The following is an 18499-nucleotide window of genomic DNA, read 5'->3' on the forward strand; positions in this document are numbered from 1 at the left end:
GCGTGGGTCTCCCGGGTTAACGCGGCGGTGTTCGCCCTCAGGCTACCGGTGGGGCGGGCTGCTAGCGTCATGCGGTGCTCAGCGCCCACGAGGTGCTCGATCTCGCGGCACGGGTCGGGCCGGTGCTCGTCTTCCTGGTCGCGATCACGGTTGTCGCCGAAATCGCTTCGATCGCGGGCGTGTTCGACGTTGCGGCGCACTGGGCGGCACGGGCCGGGGGGCGTCGGACGTGGCGGTTGTGGCTGCTGATCGTGGCGCTGGCCTGCGTGAGCACCATCGTGCTGAGCCTGGACACGACCGCGGTCCTGTTGACGCCCGTGGCCATCACGGTGGCCGCGCAGGTGGGGGTCTCGCCGGTGCCGTTCGCGATGACCACGCTGTGGCTGGCCAACACTGCGTCGCTCCTGCTGCCCGTCTCGAACCTCACCAACCTGCTGGCCCTGCACCACCTGGGGTCCACCGGTGCCTACCTGCGGCTGTCCTGGGCGCCCGCGCTGGCCGCGATCGGGGCGACCGTGGTGGTGCTGGCTTTGCGCCATCGCGCCGCTCTCCGGGGGACGTACGACGTGTCGCCGCCTCCGTCGCCGCACGACCGGGTCCTGCTGTGGTCGGCAGGTCTGGTGTGCGTCCTACTCGGGCCGCTGTTCGTGACCGGGCTGGTGCCGGCGATCCCGGCGTCGGTGGCGGCGGTGGTGTTGGTTGCTGTCCTCTGGGTCAGAGACAGGTCGCGGTTGCGGGAGATCGCAGTGCCGTGGCGGCTGGTGGTGGGCGTCATCCTGCTCTTCCTGGTGGTGCAACTGGCGCTGGACCACGGGCTGCGGTCGTTCCTTTCGTCGGCCGTGGGCTCCGGCAGCGGTCCTTCCTCCCTGGCACGGGTCGCGGCCACCGGTGCGGTCTCTGCGAACGCGGTCAACAACCTGCCGGCGTACCTGGCGCTGGAATCGGTCGCCTCTGACGCTCCCGCCCGGCTGATGGCGTTGCTGATCGGCGTGAACGTCGGGCCGCTGGTCACGGTGTGGGCGTCGCTGGCAACGTTGCTGTGGCGGCAGCGGTGCCGCGCGGCGGGCCTTGCTATTTCCCCACAGCGACTGGCGGCAGAGGGGCTCGTAGCGGCGGTCGCGTCCGTTGCGGCGGCGGTGTTCGCCCTAGCCCTGATTAGCTGAAGGCATGCCCGCGGCCGAGGAGAATGTGACGAGGGCGGCGTACGACGCCATCGCCGATATCTACGCCGACCGGCTCGTGTCCACGGAGGCGGAACACGCGGTCGAGTTGGCGATGATCGACTACTTTGCCTCGCTCCTCGAGGATCCACGGCGGGTCCTGGACGCCGGTTGCGGGGCGGGGCGGATGCTGCCCTACCTCGACGGGCGCGGGTGCCGTCCCGGGGGCGTCGACCTCTCACCACAGATGATCCGCCGGGCGCAACGCGACCACCCCAGCTACCCGTCGAAGGTGGGCAGTCTGACCGCGTTGGACTACCCGGACGCCACGTTCGACGGCGTTTTCTCCTGGTACTCGACCATCCACAACCCCGACGAGGACCTCGGCCTGATGTTCGCGGAGATGGCCCGGGTCCTGCGCCCGGGCGGCTTGCTCCTCGTCGCCTTCCAGGTGGGCGAGGGCATGCGCCAGGTGGGTCGAGGATATGGAGCGCTGGGCCAACCGGTCGTGATGCACCGCTACCACCGGTCCGTCGATGAGATGGTCGACCGACTCGCGGCAGGAGGCCTGGATCTAGTGGCTCGGATGGAGCGCGGTCCGATCGGCTCCGAAGTCGACCCACAGGCGGTGGTCGTTGCGCGTCGGGCCCTGATGAGCGGAACAAACGCGGCCGCTTGTGGATAGCGACCAGGAACGCGCCGGTTATCCACCCCGGGCGTTTTCGTCCTGGGTTCTTGTCGGTGGGTCCGCCTAGGGTTTGGGGTATTGGTTCAGGCTTCTCGTGGGGACGGGAAGGGGGTGGGGTCATGGTTGCGGATGGTGTGAGTTCGGATGTCGCTGATTCTGTTGTGGTGCAGGGGGTTTCGTGGGCGGCGGGTGTTGCCGGCGTGCACACCGCGCTGGACGCACTGACCTCGCGCCGGACCGTTGACGGCGCGGCTACCGTCGACCCCGACACCGGCGAGCTCGTCACTGACGAGCCGGTCACCGACGCTGATCTGCGGGCGTTGAGCTCCTCACTGTCCCGGGCCAAAGCGCGGATCGACGCGGTGTTGATGGTGCTGGCGCGGGGATTACACGAACGTGACGCGGCCCGTGTCGCCGGCGCGATCAGCACCGGGCAGTTACTAGCCCAGGACTTCGGTGGCGACCGGACCGACGCGAACGCGTTCGTCCGCACCGCGATCCAGTTATCCAACACCCCCATCATCGAAGACGCGTTGGCCCAAGGCCGGGTCAACCGGGACCAGGCCGGGGTCATCGCCCGCGCCCTGAACCACCTCCCCATCGCCGTCGAGGCCGCTGACCGGGTCCGAGCCCAGGAATCGTTACTGGATGCCGCCCGGTTGCTGTCGATCCAGGATTTGGGGCGGGCCGCGACCCGCACCGCCGAGGCGTTCAAAACCCCCGCCGAAGCCGACCAGCACGAAGAAGGCCAACTACGCGCCCGGGAACGCCGCGCCGCCCGCAACACCCGGTTCTGGATGCGCGACAACCGCGACGGCACCCACCGCGGCGGATTCACCCTGCCCGACACCGAAGCAGAGATGCTGCGCAGCGCCGTGGAAGCCCTCGCCGCACCCCGCCGCTACCACCTGGAATCAGCTGAGGCGGATGCGGACGGGGCGGATGCTGCCGAGGCGGATGCTGGGTTGCCGTCGGATCAGCGGCACCGGCAAGGGCGGGCGTTCGCGATCATCTGCTCCCACCTACCCGCCGATGCGTTACCCAACGCCGGCGGCATCAGCGCCGTGCTGAGTGTGAACGTGGACTACGACACCCTCACCGGGCAACTCGGCCCCGGCACGTTGCCCTCGGGGGCACGGATCTCCGCCGCCAAAGCCCGACAGATCGGCTGCGGCGCCGGGATCCTGCCCCAAGTGCTGGGCGGCAAACCGTTACCGCTGGACCTGGGCCAACTCCAACGGTTGTTCAACGCCACCCAACGCCGCGCCCTGGCCATGCGGGACCGGGGCTGTGCCTACCCCGGCTGTGACCGGCCCCCGCAATGGTGTGAAGGCCACCACTGGCGCAACCCCTGGACACCCCGAAACCCCGACGATTCGCATGGCGCTACTGATCTGGGCAACGGTTGCCTGCTATGCGCCCACCACCACCGCCTCGTACACGACCGGCACGTCCAGATCCGCGAACGCAACGGCTACCTCGAATTCCTGGTCCCACCGGTCATCGGGCAGAAAACGAACGCTGACTACGGAGGCGACCTGTTCACCCCCGACAACCCGGTCGGCGCCCTGCAATGGCAACGCAACTACCGCTGGACCGCCCGCGAGCGAACCGGTTGACGCGCGATGTGGGCGCAAGCCACTGCACCCGCGCGCAGCCAGCCAAGCGGGCGGCCAGCGGGATGGCCAGCCGAGCGGGCAAACCAGCCGGGCGAGCGGGCCAGCCGGGCGAGCGGGCAAACCAGCCGGGCCAACCGCGCGCAGCCAGCCGCGCGCAGCCAGCCGGGCGGCCGCCGAGAGCGCTTACTCGCGCAGGGCGGCTCGGACCTCGTGCTTCTGGATCTTGCCGGTGGCCGTCTTCGGGAGCTCCGGCAGCACGGTGACCTTCTTGGGGACCTGGAAGCCCGCGAGCCGTTGCTTCGCTGCCGCGATCACGTCGTCCGCGAGCTGCTCGGCGGGCACTGAGCCGTCGGCCACGACCACCGCTGTGACGGATTCACCCCAGTGTTCGTCGGGCACGCCCACGACACAGCACTCCGCTACGCCCGGCACCCCACCGACGACGCGCTCGACGATGACTGACGAGACGTTCTCGCCGCCGGACTTGATGATGTCCTTGACCCGGTCGGTGAACCACACGACCGCGTCCTTGTCGATGTGCCCGACGTCGCCGCTGTGGAACCAGCCGCCCGCGAAGGCGGCCGCGTTGGCGGCAGGGTTGTTCCAGTAGCCGGCGCACACGTTGGCGCCGCGGTAGACGATCTCGCCGGTCTCTTCGATCGGGACGATGCCACCGCCCGGTTGCATGATCCCCACGTCCAACGTCGGAACCGCCGATCCCCAGGAGGTGGGGGCACTGTGCCGGTGCTCGGGGAACTGCATGACCGTCGCCGGCACGACCTCCGTCTGGCCGGAACCCAGGATGACGTCGGCGTTGGTGAAGGCGTCATCGACCGCAGCCAGCAACTCATCCGGCATCGGCGCCATCGCATAGATGGCCGTGGTGACCCCGCTGACATCACGCGGCTTCGCCTTGAACGCCGCGAGCGTGGCCGCCCACATCATCGGCAACATCATGGTGTGCGTGACGTTCTCGCGTTCGATCAGATCGAGGACGGCATTCGGGTCGAAAGCCGGCAACAGCACTGCCGTGCCACCCACGGTCAGCATCGGCTGGGTCAAGGTGTTGAGCGCCGTGGTGTGGAACATCGGCAACACCACGAGCATCGTCGGCGCGCTCACGCCCCAGGTCTGCCGGGTCACGATCACATCGGACAGCAACGCGATCTGTAGCGACACGTGACTGACCAGCACGCCCTTCGGCCGGGAGGTCGTGCCGGAGGTGTAGAGACACTGCACGATGTCCCGGTCCTCGACGATGACCTCGACCGGCAGATCGGAGGCCGCCCCGGCCCACGCGTCCCAGTCCTCCGTGCGCACGCGCTCGAACGGCTCACCACCGCCCACGACGATCACCGTCTCGACGAGCGGCAGGTCCGGCAGCAGGGCAGCGACCCGCGGCGCGAACATCGCATCGACCACGATGACTGTGGCTTCCGCATCGGCCAGGATCCACCGCTGGTCCGCAGCCGTCAGCACGATGTTGACCGGCATCGCCACCATGCCGGACTTCGCGCAGCCGTAATAGGTGGACAGGAACCGCCAGGAATTCATCATCAGCATCGCCACCGGACTCTGCGCCGGAAGACCCAGGTCCAGCAGAGCGCGAGCGACGTGCTCCGCGGAGTCGTTCAACTCGGCGTACGTCACCCGATCCGCACCGTCCACCACCGCCACCCGGTCGGGGAACATCCCCGCCATGCGGCGCAACGAGTCACCGATGTTGACCCGCGTGGCCAGGTTGTATTCGAGCGGATCAACCTGCGACACATCAGCTTTCATTACCAGCTCCTAACGGTTCACGGCGCTGGCCGCGCCGCCATAGAGTTCACGCAGGTCCCGCTTCAACACTTTCCCGGTCGCGGTCCGCGGAAGGGAATCGACGAACTCCACGCGCCTGGGCGACTTGAAGTGCGCGACGTGGTCGCGGGTCCACGCCAGCAGTTCGTCCCCGTCCACCTGTCCGTCCGGCGTGAGCGCCACGACGGCCACGATGGTCTCGCCCCACGCGGTGTCGGGTACGCCGATCACGGCCACCTCGTTGACTGCCGGGTGCCGGTACATCACCTGCTCGACCTCGATGGGATAGACGTTCTCACCGCCGGTGATGATCATGTCCTTCTTGCGGTCGACCAGGGTGTAGAAACCAGCCTCATCGCGGCGCCCCAGGTCGCCGGTGTGGAACCAGCCACCGCGCATCGCCTCAGCGGTTGCCTCCGGCTTCTTCCAATAGCCGGCCATGATGTTCGGGCCGCGGATGACCAACTCGCCGACCTCACCGATCGGCACGTCCTCACCGTTCTCGTCGACCAACCGGAATTCCACGTGCATGAGCGGTTTGCCGATCGATCCTGCGTGATCCACCACCTCATCGGGCTGCAAGCCCGACGCGTTCGGCGAGGTCTCGGTCATCCCGAAGCCCTCGGTGAACTGCACCCCCCGGGCGCGCATGCCCTCGATCACCACGATCGGGCACGGAGCTCCGCCACTGACCGCTGCCTTCAGGGACGACAGGTCGCGCCCGCCGAACGACGGAGCGTTCAGCACGGCAGCCCACATCGCCGGGACCAGGAACGCGTTGGTGACGCGGTAGCGCTCGGCCAGGTCCAGCCAGGCCTCAGGAGTGAACGCTTCCTGGATCACTGTGCACGCCCCGAGATACAGGTACGGCGCGGTGTGCACTCCGAGCGCCCCGATATGGAACAGCGGAGCGCTGGACAACGTGACGTCGCGACTGTTGTTTCCCTCGCCGAGACCCAGTCCGTTGAAGACGTTCCACTGGAAGTTGCCGTGGGTGAGCATTGCTCCCTTGGGTGCGCCGGTCGTGCCCGAGGTGTACATCAGCACGCACACCTCGTCCATGTCGATCAACCGGGTGTCCCGTGCGGGGCTACCGCTGCCGAGGAGCGACTCGTACTCACTCGACGTCCCCGCGGCCCGGTCGGCCGCGGTGGGCACCGCAATCCGCGTATGGATCGCCGTGCCCTCCGCGCAGGCGGCCTCCGCGAGCTTGGCCAGCGAGGTCGATTCGAACAGGACCTTGGCGCCGCTGTCGGCCAGCACGTAGCGGACTTCAGGCGCCGACAACCGGAAATTGACCGGCACGCTGATCGCCCCGAGCTTGGCGACGGCGATGTAGATCTCCATCATCGCCACACTGTTCAGAGTCAACATTGCGACGCGGTCGCCGCGGTCGATTCCTTTGCGGCTCAGTGCATCTGCAAGTTGGTTGGTGCGCGCCTCGAGCTGGGCGTAGGTGGTGACCTCCCCCGATTCGGCGCTGATCAGAGCCGGCCGATCCGGGTTGCGCAGCGCGTGCTTGGTGACCCAGTCGCCGAATCCGGCGTCGACACCCAGTGCGTTGTCCATAGCTTCCTCAGCTCAGGGGGTAGCCGTCGATACGGGCGACGACCTGCAACATGACTTCGTCGGCGCCACCGCCGATGGAGGCGAGCCGGGCGTCGCGGAACATCCGCGCGGTCCAGGTCTCCTCCATGTAGCCGATCCCACCGTGGAACTGCAGGCACATGTCAGCGACCTCACGCACCAACCGCCCGGCCTCCCACTTGGCAATCGACGCCATCCGGGTGATGTCCTCCCCTGCCATCGTCGCCTCGCACACCGCCTGGTTGTGGTGACGCAGCAGGTCGTTGCGCGCGGCGAGCTCGGTCAGCCGGAAGGCGATGTACTGGTGCTGGGCCAGCGGCTTGCCGAACGTCGTCCGCTGCAGGAGGTACTCGCGGGTCTTCTCCAGGGCGACGTCGATCTGACCGACGATGGAGTACGCCGCGGACATCCGCTCGATGACGAACTGCTCCATCTGCTGCTGGAAACCGCGACCGATGGTTCCGATCGTGTTCTCGACCGGGACGCGCACCTGGTCGAGCACGAGTTCGGCGGTGTCCGATGACCGGTTGCCGAGCTTGTCCAGCTTCCGGGCGACCGAGAACCCCTCGGACGCGGTGGGTACGACGATCTGGGACATCCCGCGGTAGCCACCCTCGTCCGAGGTGCGCACCAGGAGACACACCCAGTCCGCCTGCACGCCGTTGGTGATGTAGAGCTTCCGGCCGGTAATGACCCAGTCGTCGCCATCCCTGACCGCGCGCGTGCGCAGCGCGGAGACGTCCGATCCGGTGTCCGGCTCGGTCACGCCGATCGCGGCGACCATCTCACCGGCGATCGCCGGGCGGAGGAAACGCTCGCGCAGCGCGGCCGAGCCGTACTTCGCCAGGGAGGGCGTGGCCATGTTGGCCTGCACGTTGATCGCCATCGAGACGCCGCCGGCTGCGATCCGACCCAGCTCCTCACACGCCACCATCGTGTAGGAGTGGTCCGCCCCTTCGCCGCCGTCCTCCGGGTCGTACTCCAGGCCCAGCAACCCGTACTTGCCCAGCTGCGGGAAGAGCTCGTGCGCCGGGAAAATCCCGTCCGCCTCCCACTGGTCGACGTAGGGGTTGATCTGGGTGTCGATCACCGATCGCACGGTGGCCGCGAACGAGCGGTGATCATCGGTGAGTCGCATACCCGAACGTTATCTGGGTCACACTTTGGAAAACAAGCGCTCTTGCTTGTTTTATTGATGTGTGAAACGGTCGGACCTCATGAGCACCGTGGATCACCTCATCGCCGAGGGCGACGACCTGGACGTGTTGGTGCACGAGCTGCCCACCGCCGAGTGGTCCCGGGCCACCCCCGCCGCCGGCTGGAGTATCGCGCACCAGATCGGCCATCTGGCGTGGACCGACGAGGTGACGGTGGCTGCCGCAACCGATCCTGGAGCGTTTGCCGAAGTCCTCGCCCGGGCTGCCGACGATCCGTTGCACTTCACCGACACGACTGCCGCGGAGCGAGCCGAACTGCCTGCAGCACAACTACTTTCGCAGTGGCGCGCCGGGCGCGCCCAGCTCGCCGACCTGCTGCGGGCGCTGCCGGACGACACCAGCATTCCGTGGTTCGGCCCCCCGATGAAGCCCCGCTCGATGGCGACCGCACGACTGATGGAGACCTGGGCGCACGGTCAGGACGTGGCCGATGCCCTCGGCGTACGTCGAGTGGCCACCGACCGCCTGAGGGACATCGCCCACCTGGGGGTCAGGACCCGGGGTTTCGCCTACACCATCAACGGCCTCCCGGTCCCCGCCGCGGAGCCGCGCGTTGAGCTGACCGCTCCCTCGGGCGAGGTGTGGACCTGGGGACCGGAGGACGCAACGGACCGGGTCACCGGTCCCGCCGAGGACTTCTGCCTGGCGGTGACCCAGCGCCGCGAACTGCCGGAGGTGGACCTGGTCGCCACGCCCGGCGCCGCCACGCAGTGGCTGACCATCGCGCAGGCGTTTGCCGGCGCACCCAAAGCGGCGGTGCGCGCCGCCCACACGACGGAGGCTCTGGCATGACGGACGCGCTACGGGTGGGCAACTGCTCCGGCTTTTATGGCGACCGGATCAGCGCGATGCGCGAGATGCTCGAAGGCGGTCCGCTCGACGTACTGACCGGCGACTACCTGGCCGAGCTGACCATGCTGATCCTGGGCCGGGACAAGGCCAAGGACCCGACGCTCGGCTACGCCAAGACCTTTCTGCGGCAACTCGAGGAGTGCCTTGGCCTGGCGATCGACAAGGGTGTGCAGATCGTCAGCAACGCCGGCGGGCAGAACCCCGCCGGGTTGGCAGCGGCGATCCATGACCTGTCCGAGCGGCTTGGCCTTGGCGCCACCGTCGCGTACGTCGATGGCGACGACGTGACCGCCCGCGCCGCAGATCTGGGGTTGCCTGAGTCGCTCGCTGCGAACGCCTATCTCGGCGCGTTCGGCATCGCCGAGGGCGTGCGCTCGGGCGCGAACGTGGTGATCAGCGGCCGGGTCACCGACGCCTCAGTCATCATCGGTCCGGCGATCGCCCGATTCGGTTGGGGCCGTGAGGATTACGACGCGCTGGCCGGTGCCACAGTCGCCGGGCACATCATCGAGTGCGGCACCCAGGCGACCGGTGGCAACTTCGCCTTCTTCACCGAAATCGCCGATCTGCTGCACCCCGGCTTCCCGATCGCGGAGATCCGTGCCGACGGCAGCAGCGTGATCACCAAACACCCCGGGACTGCCGGTGCGGTCACCGTGGACACGGTGACCGCGCAGTTGCTCTACGAGATCGGCGCCCAGCGCTACTACGGGCCCGACGTCACGACCCGTCTCGACAGCATCCGGCTGTCCCAGGAGGGTCCGGACCGGGTCCTGGTGGATGGCATCACCGGTGAAGCACCCCCGGCCACGTTGAAGGTGTCGTGCAACGCGCTCGGTGGCTATCGCAACCAGGTCGCCATGGTGCTCACCGGACTGGATATTGACGCCAAGGCCGATCTTGCGCGGCGCGGCTTCGAGCAGGCGCTGAAAACCCAACCCGCACAGCTGGATTGGGAGCTCACCAAGACTGCCGTCGCCGACGCGGACACCGAGGAGGGCGCCTCCGCCAAACTCATCGTCACTGCCCGCGACAAGGACCCGAAGGTCGTGGGCCGGGCGTTCAGCAACGCCGGCGTCGAGATCGCGCTGGCCAGCTACCCCGGGTTCCACTCGATGACCCCGCCGGCGGACGCCACGGCGTACGGCGTCTTCACGCCCGGATTCATCCCCCAGGAGTCGGTCGAGCACCGGGTCACCCTGCCCGACGGTACGCAGCAGAGCATCGACGCACCCGGTAGCTACCTGACCGAGACTGCGATCGACGTACCTGCCATTGCGCCTGCGCCCGGGGGCGAGACGGTACGCGCGCCGCTGGGCCGCGTCGCCGGTGCCCGCAGCGGCGACAAGGGCGGCAGCGCCAACATCGGCCTCTGGGCCCGGGACGATGCCGGATTCTCCTGGCTCGCAAGCACACTCACGACCGACAAGGTCCGCGAGCTACTCCCCGAAGCCGCCGACCTGACCATTCACCGCACGGTGTTCCCGAACCTGCGAGCAGTCAACTTCCTGATCGAGGACCTCCTCGGCGAGGGCGTCGCCTACCAGGCGCGCTTCGACCCGCAGGCCAAAGGTCTCGGTGAGTGGTTGCGCAGTCGCTACCTCGACATCCCCCGATCCCTGCTACCCCAGGAAGGCCACTGATGAACCCCTGGCAGACCGACGAGCTACGCGCGTTGCGGGACACCGTCACGCGATTCACGAAGGACCAGATCCTGCCCTACCAGGACCAGTGGGAGGCCGACGGCGAACTGCCCCGCGAACTGTCGAAGCAGGCCGGCGCCCTCGGACTGCTCGGGGCCGGCTACCCCGAGGAGGCGGGCGGCGGCGGTGGTGGCCTGCGCGCCTCGGTCACGGTCACGGAAGCCCTGCTGGAGGCCGGTGCCGCGGGTGGCGTGCCCGCCTCGATGATCACTACCGGGATCAACGTGCCGCACCTGATCGCCGCCGGCGACCCCTGGCAGATCGATCGCTGGGTCCGTCCGGCCCTGGACGGCGACATCATCGGCTCGCTGGCGATCACCGAGCCCGGCGGCGGATCCGACGTGGGTGGCCTGCGCACCACCGCCCGCCGCGATGGCGACGAATACGTCGTCAACGGGGCCAAGACCTTCATCACCTCCGGCACCCGCGCCGACTTCGTCGTCACCGCGGTCCGCACCGGTGGCCCCGAGCTGCCCCGGGCCCGCGGGGTGTCGCTGCTGGTGCTCGAGAAGGGTACGCCCGGCTTCACCGTCAGCAAGAAGCTGCAGAAGATGGGCTGGCACTGCTCCGATACCGCTGAGTTGAGCTTCGAGGACGTCCGGGTGCCGGTGCGAAATCTGGTCGGTGAGGAGAACACCGGCTTCGCCCAGATCGGCGCCCACTTTGTCAGTGAGCGCATCTGGCTTGCAGCACAGGCGTATTCGCACGCCCAGCGCTGCCTGGACCTCACGGTGCAATGGTGCCGCGACCGCGTCACCTTCGGCGAACCGCTGATCAGCCGCCAGTCCGTGCAGGACACCCTGGCCGACATGGCCCGCAAGATCGACCTCGCGCGCACCTACACGCATGCCGTCGTCGACCAGGCCGAGGCCGGGGACACGACCGACCTCATCCCGCGCGTCTGCTTCGCCAAGAACACCGCCACGGAGTACGGCGAGTGGGTGGCTGACCGGGCCGTGCAGCTGTTCGGTGGGATGGGCTATCTCACCGAGGGCGAGGTCGAGCGTCAGTACCGCGACATGCGCATCCTCGGTATCGGCGGCGGCACCGTCGAGATCCTGCGCCAGCTCGCGGCCCGCAACCTGGGCCTGACCGCATGAGCACGCTGACGTCCGCGCTCGACACCAGGAGTCCGGAGTACGCCGCGAACGTCGCGGCGATGCAGGAGAAGCTGGTCGAGATCGACGGCGAACTGGCCAAGGCCGTCGATGGTGGCGGCGAGCGATCCAACACCCGGCACGCCTCGCGCGGGAAGCTGACCGCCCGGGCGCGCATCGAACTGCTGCTCGACCGTGACTCGCCGTTCCTTGAGTTGTGCCCATTGGCCGGCTACGGCAGTGAGTTCACCGTGGGCGGCAGCATCGCCGGCGGCATCGGAGTCGTCAACGGCGTCGAGTGCATGATCGTGGCCACCGACCCGACCGTGAAGGGTGGTGCCACCAACCCGTGGGCGATGCGCAAATCGCTGCGGCTGCAGACGATCGCGCTGGAGAACCGGCTGCCGGTCATCTCTCTGGTCGAGTCCGGTGGTGCCGATCTGCCCCGGCAGTTGGAGATCTTCATCCCCGGCGGTCGCTCGTTCAAGAACCTCACCAACCTGTCCAAGGCCGGGATCCCCACCATTGCGCTGGTCTTCGGCAACAGCACCGCGGGCGGCGCCTACCTGCCCGGGATGAGCGATCACATCGTCATGATCGAGCAGCGCTCGAAGGTCTTCCTGGCCGGCCCTCCGCTGGTCAAGGCGGCCACCGGAGAGGTGAGCAACGACGAGGAACTCGGCGGCGCGGAAATGCACGCCCGCGTCTCCGGTCTGGCCGACTACTTCGCCAAGGACGAGCAGGACGCGATCCGTATCGGTCGGCAGATCGTCGGACGGTTGAACTGGAAGAAGGCCGGGCCGGCGCCTCGCGCCGTGGCCACCGCGCCCCGGTACGACGAGGAGGAGTTGCTGGGCGTCGTACCTCCGGATCTCAAGGTGCCCTTCGACCCCAAGGAGGTCATCGCCCGCGTCGTCGACGACTCCGAGTTCGATGAGTTCAAACCCCTCTTCGGCACTTCTCTGGTGACCGGATGGGCCGATGTGCACGGCTACCCGATCGGCATCCTGGCCAACGCCCGCGGCGCTCTCTTCAACGAAGACGCCCTCAAGGCAACGCAGTTCATCCAGTTGGCCAACCGCTACAACACGCCGTTGCTCTTCCTGCACAACACCACCGGCTACATGGTCGGCAAGGACTACGAGCAGCGCGGCATCATCAAGCACGGCGCCATGATGATCAACGCGGTCTCCAACTCGACCGTCCCGCACATCTCGATCCTGCTCGGATCCTCCTACGGCGCAGGGCATTACGGCATGTGTGGCCGGCCCTATGACCCACGGTTCCTGTTTACCTGGCCCAGTGCGCGGTCCTCGGTGATGGGTGCCCAGCAACTGGCCGAGGTCACCTACAACGTGTCCAAAGCCTCCGCAGAGGCGCAGGGCAAATCGTTTGACGACGAGGGTGCGCTGGCGATCAAGGCAGCGATCGAGAACCAGATCGAGGCGGAGTCGCTGCCGTTGGTCCTGTCCGGGATGGTCTACGACGACGGGATCATCGACCCGCGGGACACCCGGACCGTCCTGGGCATGACGCTGTCCGCAATCCACTCCGGACCAGTGGAGGGCACCGGCGAGTTCGGTGTCTTCCGGATGTGAGGCCGCCTGTGTATTCACCCACCATCAAGACCGCCCCGATCGGCCGGGTCCTCGTAGCCAACCGCGGTGAGATCGCGCGTCGGGTCTTCCGCACCTGCCGTGATCGCGGTATCGACACGGTCGCGGTGTTCTCCGATGCGGACCGCGATGCCGCGTTCGTGCGCGAAGCCGACCGTGCGGTGCATCTGCCCGGCTCCTCCCCCGCCGAGACGTATCTGCGCGGCGACCTGGTCATCGCCGCCGCGCTGACCGCCGGCGCGCACGCCATTCACCCCGGCTACGGATTCCTGTCGGAGAACGCCGATTTCGCACAGTCCGTGCTGGACGCCGGTCTGGTCTGGCTCGGACCGCCCCCGGCCGCGATCGCCGCAATGGGTTCCAAGATCGAGTCCAAGGCGATGATGGCCGACGCGGGCGTCCCCGTCCTCAACCGGCTGCAACCGGACGCCGTCACTGAGAAGGACCTGCCCGTCCTGATCAAGGCGTCGGCCGGTGGCGGCGGTCGCGGCATGCGCGTCGTCCGTTCCCTCCCGGATCTGCCCGGCGAGATCGAAACCGCTGCGCGAGAAGCGAAGTCGGCCTTCGGGGACGAGACGGTCTTCTGCGAGCGGTACGTCGAGACCGGCCGGCACATCGAGGTCCAGGTCATGGCCGACACGCACGGCACGGTCTGGGCGGTCGGCGAGCGCGAGTGCTCGATCCAGCGCCGGCACCAGAAGGTCTTCGAGGAGGCGCCCGCTCCCCTGGTCGAGCGGGTCGGGGCCGGGATGCGCGATCGCCTGTACGACGCGGCCCGGGCTGCCGCCAAAGCCGTGGACTACGTGGGGGCCGGGACCGTGGAGTTCCTGGCCGACCACGACGGTGAATTCTTCTTCCTGGAGATGAACACCCGCCTGCAGGTCGAGCACCCGGTGACCGAGAACGTGACCGGCTTGGACCTGGTCGGGCTGCAGTTGGATGTCGCCACCGGGTTGCCGTTGGTCGGGGACGAACCGCAGATGCACGGCTGGTCCATCGAGGCCCGGCTCTACGCCGAGGACCCCAGCGCGGACTGGCAGCCCCAGTCCGGCACGATGTCCGGCTTCGCGGTGCCGGACGTCACCGAGCAGTTCACGCTGACCCCGGTGCGCGGGATCCGGCTGGACTCCGGCACCGAGGCCGGCGACACCATCGGGGTGCACTACGACCCGATGCTGGCCAAGATCATCGCCACCGCACCGACCCGGCTCGAGGCCTGCCGGCTATTGGCAAAGACACTGCAGGACAGCGTGATCGAGGGTGTCGTCACCAACCGTGACCTCCTGGTGGGCGTGTTGCGGGACCCGGTGTTCCTGTCCGGGGAGTTCGACACCGGCTACTTCAACTCCCACGATCCGGGGGACCTCACACGCGCGCAGCAGATCTCGCCACGTTTGGCCTCGGTCGTCGCTGCCGTCGCGGACGCTGCATCCGAACGAGCCGGGGCCGTGGTCGATGCTGACCTGCCGTCGGGCTGGCGCAACGTGGTGTCGGCGCCGCAGACCCGCAGCTACCTGAACGGCGAGGATGAGACCACCGTCGGCTACCGGTTCGCCCGGGACGGGGTGTTGATCACTACCCCGCCCCTGGATGAGTTGCGGATCGTGACTGCCTCCGCGGAGGCGGTCGAGGTCGAGCAGGCCGGTTTGCGAACCCGTTTCCGGGTGGGTCGCTCAAGGGTGCGGGACGAGCAGCGGGTGCACGTGCAGGGCCCCGATGGCTCCCTGACCCTGGCGGTCGTCCCCCGCTTCATCGACCCCTCCACGCTGGCGACGCCGGGCTCATTGGTGGCGCCGATGCCCGGTGTGGTGTCGCGGGTCGCCGTGAGTGACGGCGACACCGTGACCCACGGCCAGCCGTTGCTCTGGCTGGAGGCGATGAAGATGGAGCACGCGGTGCTCGCGACCGCCGACGGCGTCGTCACCGGGCTGGTCGCCCAGGGCACCCAGGTGGAGCCGGGTGCTGTGCTGGCGGTGGTGAGCGATGACTGACGAGGTGGTCCGTTACGAGGTCGCCCACGGCGTAGCGACGATCACCCTGGACTCGCCGCACAACCGCAACGCCCTCTCGGACCCATTGGTGTCGGCACTGAAATCGTCGCTGCAGCAGGCAGATTCATCTCCCGACGTTCGAGTCGTCGTGCTTACCCACACCGGTGGCACGTTCTGTGCCGGGGCAGACCTGTCAGCAGCCGCCGATCTGCCAGAGGGTGCTGACCCGGTGACGGCCCGCGGTGAGGCGTTGGCCGACGTGCTGCGGTCGATGCTGGCCCTGAGCAAGCCGGTCGTGGCGCGGTTGGATGGCCACGTGCGGGCCGGCGGTATGGGACTGGTCGGCGCCTGCGACATCGTGATCTCCGGTCCACGGACCACCTTCGCGTTGACCGAGGCCCGACTGGGTCTGGCGCCGTCGGTGATCTCGTTGACCGTGTTGCCGAGGTTGAGCAGCCGGGACGCAGCGGACCTTGCGCTGACGGGACGGGTCCTGACCGCGCTGGAAGGTGCGGAGCGCGGTTGGGTGACACACGCCGTACCCGACTCCGCCGACCTCGACGGCGCCACCCACGGCGTCCTGGAGGACCTACTCAGGTGCTCCCCGCAGGGGTTGTCGGAGACCAAGCTCCTGCTCAATCGCCCTCTGCTGCAACGGTTTGACGCAGACCGATCGCTCGTCGTCGAGCAGTCGGCCCGTCTCTTCGCCAGCGACGAGGCACGTGAGGGGATGACCGCCTTCCTGGAGAAGCGGCCGCCGCGGTGGGCGAGGTGACCACCACCGATCGCGAGGTGCGCGAGCCTAAACAGAACCGCAGCCGGGCCACGCGGCAGCGGTTGCTTCAGGCCGCGATCACCTGCCTGGCCCGGGACGGCTGGGACAACGCCACCGTCGCCAACATCGCGACCGAGGCCGGAATCAGTCGTGGCGCCGCGCAACACCACTTCCCGACCCGCGAAGATCTGAACTTCGCGGCACTGGACTACATCTTCGAGCGCCGCCGGGAGGCGATGATCTCGCTCGAGACCGACCTCCAGGGCCCCGACCGGCAACGGCGGGCGGTGAGCGTGCTCATCGAGTACTACGCCGATGACTTCTTCAAAGCGGCATTGCAGGTGTGGACCGCCGCCGCGGCGGACGATGCCCTGCGCGACCGCCTGGTGCCGATGGAGCGACGGCTCGGTCGCGGCACCCACGAGATGGCGGTGCGCCTGCTCAACGCCGACGACTCCGACCCCACCACCCATCGGTTGATCCAGGCCACCTTGGACCTCGCCCGCGGCCTTGGTCTGGCGGACGTGCTGACCGACGACTCGAAGCGCCGCAAACGGATAGCGGCCGAGTGGGGCGCCGTCCTGGAGTCGTCGATCAAAACGCTCTGACGCCGCCCTCGACGTGAATCGTCTCCCCGCTGACGAAACCGGCACCCCACAACCACGCCACCGCGTCGACGATGTCGTCCGTTGTGCCGACCCGACCGGCCAGGTTGCCCTCCGCGACCCCGGCGAAGAAGGCTTGCCGGTCCGCGGCCGGCATCGCGTCGTAGGTGCCCGAGTCGATGATCCCCGGTGACACCGCGTTGACGCGCACCGGCGCCAATTCCTTGGCCAGGTGGGAGACCGCGAACGCGACCGCACCGTTGGTGATCCCCATGACCGCGTACCCCGGTGACGGCCGCCACGCAGCAACTCCCGAGAACAACACGATGGAGCCGGTCACGTCGAAGTGCTTGGCCACCAGCAACGGGCCGACGACCTTGGCGTCGAACGCCGTGAGGGTGGCCGCCTTGTCGAGGTCCGCGACGGGAACGTTGTGGTGCGCGGCCGCCGTGGAGACGATGTGGTCCACGGTGCCCAATTCCGCTGCCGCAGCGGCGATCGAGGCCTCGTCGGTGATGTCCAGCGGGATGATCTGGAACTCCTCGCCGACCGTGTCGGCGACCTCCTGAGCCGAACGTACGCCGATCGCCACGGTCGCGCCGAGATCCTTCGCCTTGCGCGCCAGCGCCAGTCCGAGATTCTTGCCGCCACCGATCACCAACACACGCTGGCCGGTCAGATCTGTCATCGCCTTCTCCTTCGTCGCAGTTACGCTGTTAGTGACAAAGGTATTGATTTGATACCGGTATCTACAACGAAACCGACTCTGACCAGGAGTGATTGGTGATGGCGAAGGCGTACGACGTGATGGCTCCGACCTGTCCGAGCCGGGTAGTGCTGCACCGGATCGGTGCTCGCTGGACCGTCTTCGTGGTGACCGCACTGGCCGACCGGCCGCTGCGCTTCACCGAGTTGAAGCGGCATATCGCCGGCATCACACCGAAAGTGCTGACGGAGACGTTGCGCGCGCTGGAATACGACGGACTAGTCGCCCGCGTCGACAAAGGTGGCCACCCGCCGTACGTCGAATATCGCCTCACGCCGCTCGGCCGGTCACTCCTGGAGCCGTTGAGCGCGGTCCGCAACTGGGCCGAGACGCACGTGCCACAGGTGGAACGAGCCAACCGGGCCTACGACGAGCGGGCGTGAACCGCCTCAGCGGCGGTCGAGCAGCTTCCAACCAGCCGGCAGCAGCAGCGCGATCGCGGCGATCTTGAGGCCGTCGCCGATCAGGAACGGCGTCACGCCCAGCGACAGGCCCTTGCTGAAGTCGACACCCACGAAGTGCATCAGCCACGGCACGCCGAACGCGTAGACCACCAGTGAGCCGATCGCTGCCGAGACGGCCATGGTCGGCACGGTGCGCGACCAGCCCCGCTCCGCCAGGTAGCCCACCAGGGGCGAGGCGACCAGCATGCCGATCAGGTAGCCGAAGGAGGCGAAGTGCCAGCCGCTGGTGTGCTGGGCGAAGATCGGCGCGCCCGCGATACCGGCCACGAAATAGATTGCGACAGAGGCGAATCCGCGCACGGATCCCAGTGCCGCGCCGGACGCGATCACCGCGAAGGTGCCTAGGGACAGCGGCACCGGAGTCCACGGCAGCGGGATCGTGACCTGGCCGGCGCCGATCAGCAACAGCACCGTCGCCGCGACCAGCACCACGTCGCGGGCCAGTCCGCCGGGCAGGACGTCAGCCAGGACGCGCACCTTGCCGCGGGGCACGCTGATCGCTGTGTTGTGCGTGGCTTCGAGACTCATCGGGACCTCCGGTTACAAAGCTTCCTGAACA

Annotated in this window: 16 protein-coding genes; 11 read left to right on the forward strand and 5 right to left on the reverse strand. The window is 68.1% G+C overall.

Annotation, left to right across the window (positions count from 1 at the left end):
- Nucleotides 1-74 precede the first annotated feature (74 nt).
- The 3 genes from AZH51_RS08210 to AZH51_RS08220 all read left to right on the forward strand — a co-directional run bounded on the left by AZH51_RS08210 (nt 75) and on the right by AZH51_RS08220 (nt 3467).
- Nucleotides 75-1163, forward strand: coding sequence for an SLC13 family permease (locus tag AZH51_RS08210; protein WP_291523134.1), 1089 nt, complete (start codon nt 75-77; stop codon nt 1161-1163).
- 4 nt (nt 1164-1167) lie between these two features.
- Nucleotides 1168-1845 (forward strand): class I SAM-dependent methyltransferase, encoded by a 678-nt coding sequence (locus AZH51_RS08215; protein ID WP_291523136.1) that lies wholly within the window; start codon nt 1168-1170, stop codon nt 1843-1845.
- Nucleotides 1846-1982: 137 nt separating this feature from the next.
- Nucleotides 1983-3467, forward strand: a complete 1485-nt coding sequence (locus AZH51_RS08220) for an HNH endonuclease signature motif containing protein (protein WP_291523137.1) — start codon at nt 1983-1985, stop codon at nt 3465-3467.
- Between the two features lie 183 nt (nt 3468-3650).
- Here the strand turns inward: AZH51_RS08220 and AZH51_RS08225 are convergent, their stop codons facing one another.
- From AZH51_RS08225 to AZH51_RS08235, 3 genes are read right to left on the reverse strand one after another with little or no spacing between them, the layout of a single operon-like run.
- Nucleotides 3651-5249, reverse strand: a complete 1599-nt coding sequence (locus AZH51_RS08225; RefSeq protein WP_291523139.1) for an AMP-binding protein — start codon at nt 5247-5249, stop codon at nt 3651-3653.
- 9 nt (nt 5250-5258) lie between these two features.
- Nucleotides 5259-6836 carry a long-chain fatty acid--CoA ligase gene (locus AZH51_RS08230; RefSeq protein ID WP_291523141.1) on the reverse strand — a complete coding sequence of 526 codons (1578 nt, stop codon included), beginning with the start codon at nt 6834-6836 and terminating at the stop codon, nt 5259-5261.
- A gap of 7 nt (nt 6837-6843) precedes the next feature.
- On the reverse strand, nt 6844-7992 hold the full coding sequence (locus AZH51_RS08235) for an acyl-CoA dehydrogenase family protein (protein ID WP_291523142.1): 1149 nt from the start codon (nt 7990-7992) through the stop codon (nt 6844-6846).
- Between the two features lie 79 nt (nt 7993-8071).
- Here AZH51_RS08235 and AZH51_RS08240 point away from each other — a divergent pair, with 79 nt between their 5' ends.
- The 7 genes from AZH51_RS08240 to AZH51_RS08270 are packed head-to-tail and all read left to right on the forward strand — an operon-like array spanning nt 8072 to nt 16713.
- Nucleotides 8072-8863: a TIGR03084 family metal-binding protein gene (locus tag AZH51_RS08240; protein ID WP_291523143.1), complete on the forward strand. Its 792-nt coding sequence runs from the start codon at nt 8072-8074 to the stop codon at nt 8861-8863.
- Nucleotides 8860-10566 (forward strand): acyclic terpene utilization AtuA family protein, encoded by a 1707-nt coding sequence (locus AZH51_RS08245; RefSeq protein WP_291523144.1) that lies wholly within the window; start codon nt 8860-8862, stop codon nt 10564-10566. Before AZH51_RS08240 ends, AZH51_RS08245 begins: the two co-directional genes overlap by 4 nt.
- Entirely contained in the window at nt 10566-11726 is a 1161-nt protein-coding gene (locus tag AZH51_RS08250) for an acyl-CoA dehydrogenase family protein (protein ID WP_291523145.1), read from the forward strand. Before AZH51_RS08245 ends, AZH51_RS08250 begins: the two co-directional genes overlap by 1 nt.
- On the forward strand, nt 11723-13321 hold the full coding sequence (locus AZH51_RS08255; protein ID WP_291523147.1) for an acyl-CoA carboxylase subunit beta: 1599 nt from the start codon (nt 11723-11725) through the stop codon (nt 13319-13321). Before AZH51_RS08250 ends, AZH51_RS08255 begins: the two co-directional genes overlap by 4 nt.
- Before the next feature lie 8 nt (nt 13322-13329).
- On the forward strand, nt 13330-15330 hold the full coding sequence (locus AZH51_RS08260; RefSeq protein ID WP_291523149.1) for a biotin carboxylase N-terminal domain-containing protein: 2001 nt from the start codon (nt 13330-13332) through the stop codon (nt 15328-15330).
- The gene (locus AZH51_RS08265) at nt 15323-16105 is read left to right on the forward strand and encodes an enoyl-CoA hydratase family protein (protein ID WP_291523151.1); all 783 of its coding nucleotides are present in this window, start codon (nt 15323-15325) and stop codon (nt 16103-16105) included. The genes AZH51_RS08260 and AZH51_RS08265 overlap by 8 nt, the downstream gene beginning before the upstream one ends.
- Nucleotides 16102-16713 (forward strand): TetR/AcrR family transcriptional regulator, encoded by a 612-nt coding sequence (locus tag AZH51_RS08270; protein WP_291523153.1) that lies wholly within the window; start codon nt 16102-16104, stop codon nt 16711-16713. Before AZH51_RS08265 ends, AZH51_RS08270 begins: the two co-directional genes overlap by 4 nt.
- On the opposite strand, the gene AZH51_RS08275 is transcribed toward AZH51_RS08270, so the two are convergent.
- Nucleotides 16700-17398 carry an SDR family oxidoreductase gene (locus AZH51_RS08275; RefSeq protein WP_291523155.1) on the reverse strand — a complete coding sequence of 233 codons (699 nt, stop codon included), beginning with the start codon at nt 17396-17398 and terminating at the stop codon, nt 16700-16702. The two genes, AZH51_RS08270 and AZH51_RS08275, sit on opposite strands and share 14 nt — an antisense overlap.
- Nucleotides 17399-17496: 98 nt before the next feature.
- Between AZH51_RS08275 and AZH51_RS08280 the strand changes: the two genes are divergently transcribed.
- On the forward strand, nt 17497-17859 hold the full coding sequence (locus AZH51_RS08280) for a helix-turn-helix domain-containing protein (protein ID WP_291523189.1): 363 nt from the start codon (nt 17497-17499) through the stop codon (nt 17857-17859).
- Between the two features lie 6 nt (nt 17860-17865).
- On the opposite strand, the gene AZH51_RS08285 is transcribed toward AZH51_RS08280, so the two are convergent.
- Entirely contained in the window at nt 17866-18468 is a 603-nt protein-coding gene (locus tag AZH51_RS08285; RefSeq protein WP_291523157.1) for a biotin transporter BioY, read from the reverse strand.
- Between the last annotated feature and the right edge of the window lie 31 nt (nt 18469-18499).

This window comes from Branchiibius sp. NY16-3462-2 (genome assembly GCF_001594145.1).
Classification (GTDB): domain Bacteria; phylum Actinomycetota; class Actinomycetes; order Actinomycetales; family Dermatophilaceae; genus Branchiibius.